The sequence below is a fragment of the Bartonella sp. AP1QHHD genome, from assembly GCF_042196265.1.
Taxonomy (GTDB): Bacteria; Pseudomonadota; Alphaproteobacteria; order Rhizobiales; family Rhizobiaceae; genus Bartonella.
This window is the reverse complement of sequence record NZ_JBHIPW010000065.1, coordinates 1-2,057: the sequence shown is the minus strand read 5'-3', so window position 1 is coordinate 2,057 and position 2,057 is coordinate 1. Positions and strand designations below refer to the sequence as shown.

General features: G+C 36.7%; 2 protein-coding genes and 1 pseudogene. All 3 read left to right on the top strand.

Translation table 11 applies throughout. The features are described from left to right. On the top strand, positions 1–449 hold a 449-nt coding region (locus ACFIME_RS06585), incomplete at its 5' end, for a hypothetical protein (protein ID WP_375684678.1). Between the two features lie 327 nt (positions 450–776). Beyond that, a pseudogene (locus tag ACFIME_RS06580) lies at positions 777–1,067 on the top strand (hypothetical protein); the annotation flags it as partial. A gap of 21 nt (positions 1,068–1,088) precedes the next feature. Then, on the top strand, positions 1,089–1,583 hold the full coding sequence (locus ACFIME_RS06575; RefSeq protein WP_375684679.1) for a hypothetical protein: 495 nt from the start codon (positions 1,089–1,091) through the stop codon (positions 1,581–1,583). Positions 1,584–2,057 lie beyond the last annotated feature (474 nt).

Genomic DNA, 2,057 nt, shown 5'->3' with positions numbered 1-2,057 from the left:
AACCCATGGATAAATTGGCAATTGAAATGCGTGCCAAACGCTTCTGTTTGACCATAGAAGAGGCTAAAAATCCGCTTTCCGGTACCTATATCGGGCGGCTTTATTTGCAAGGCGAAATAAATCAAGACCAATATGATGCTGCGCAAAAATATCTTGAAGTGAAAAATGACTATTCGTGTGCAAAAGGTTTGCCAAGTGCTGTTTATGATAAAATGCCCTCATCTTCTGATGAGACAGCAAAAGAAAAATGGATTAAATTTGCAACAGAACAGTTTTCAAACATGCAAGAGGCTATCAAAGAAGCACAACACCTCTATAGACAGTATAATCTTTATGCCGCGATACAACATCTTGTTATAGAAAACCAAACATTACCACATCTTGTTAGTTCTTTGCGTATTGCTCTAAATGCTCTCCAGAAGTATTTTTATCCAAAAAATAAATGGTAAATGCTTTAACGTATAAACGATTTTTGGGAACGGAATATTTGCATCATTTGTTTGTAAAGCAGCATATTTAGGTAAAAAAATAAAAAAAACACAATATATTGATTTTTTTGTTGACAATATGTGAAAAGTCGTATTTAATGACGCTGCTGTACTGGTCGAATTGCGTCCAAAATTCAAAAATATCCTCTAAAAATTTAGTAAAATGTGATCTTGAAACGTGGCTAGAAAGCCCTGTTTTCTGGGTAATTCTGACTAATCTATTTTTCAAATAACAAAAATCAATAATTGACTAATGATGTCATTAATTATGACGCAAAAGGAGCAATGATGAAAGCTGTCATCACTAAGCCAATGTGTGTTGTTGGAGACAATAAAAGCACTGTTCGCTTTGAACCATCAACACCCAATAATCCATTTGTTGAAGTTTCTAATCAAGTCTACGCACGTCTCAAGCGCGCCAATGCTGCAAAACTTTTTGTTGACGTCAAGACAACAGCAAAAACAGATAAGGCAATTGAACAAATTAAACAGATAGAACAAGAAGCCGTACAAACATCGTCTGAACCAGTGACAGAGGAAATTCCACTCGAACAGCCAAAAGCATCTAAAGCTTCCAAGTNCCCTCGCCTTAATTGGGCTCTGCGTAATGCTCTAAACACTACAGCAAAACAAGTTGAACGCTTCACTGAAAAGCAAGTTGCAGACATCTCATCAGCCCAAATAAAGCGTATAAGAAGAGGTGTTTATATTAAAGAAAAGGCGACAGCAAGGTTTCTTGAGACAGATATCATTGGTTCTGTAACACCGATACCTCTTAAATTTTTTAAAGCAAACGAAACAAAACGCGGCGTAACTTACACACTGTTTGGAAAGAAAGAAATCTTACCCCATGGTTTTATCAAGGGAGGCAGTTTTCCAAAGCGTGTTGAATTAAAAAAGCTGAATGGGAATGTGTTTCAAAGAGCGGATGGAGATAAATTTCCCATTGCAAAACAAGAGGGACCTTCAATTGCTGGGGTGATGTCCAAACCAGAGATTGCAAGTGCTATTGCACAATATGCCAATGAAAGATTAACCAAAAACATACAGAGACAACTTTCTCGTCAAGAATACGCTGCTAATAAGAAAGGCTAGATCCTGTTCTCAAGCTTTATCTATATATTCCATATCCTTATGAGTTTAAGCATTACATATTCTTATTGCAATTTTAAAAACAGATTATCACTTATGCTTTGTTTTTTCATAAAAAAAATCAATAAAATCAATTCAAAAGGTACTTCCCAGCGGGTTGGCTTCGTTGCGGGGCAGGACAGCGCGAACTATCGCTAGCGACAGAATTTTCAATTTGACTGTACATTGTACACATAACTCATTGATAAATAACGAATTTAATGTGTTAAGTATTTCCTTATCGTATTAAATCTTGTTTTTCAGTTGGTACCGTAAATCTCTCTTTATCCTAATACGCCGTAACCACCTCCTTCTTAGGACAGAAAAGAAGGCAAGGAGCAACTATGAATAAGAAGAATCGTGAGGGTCTATCGGTTCGTGCGTTTGCGAAGAAGATGGGTGTTTCACATAATGCAGTGGTTTCTCGGATAAAGACAG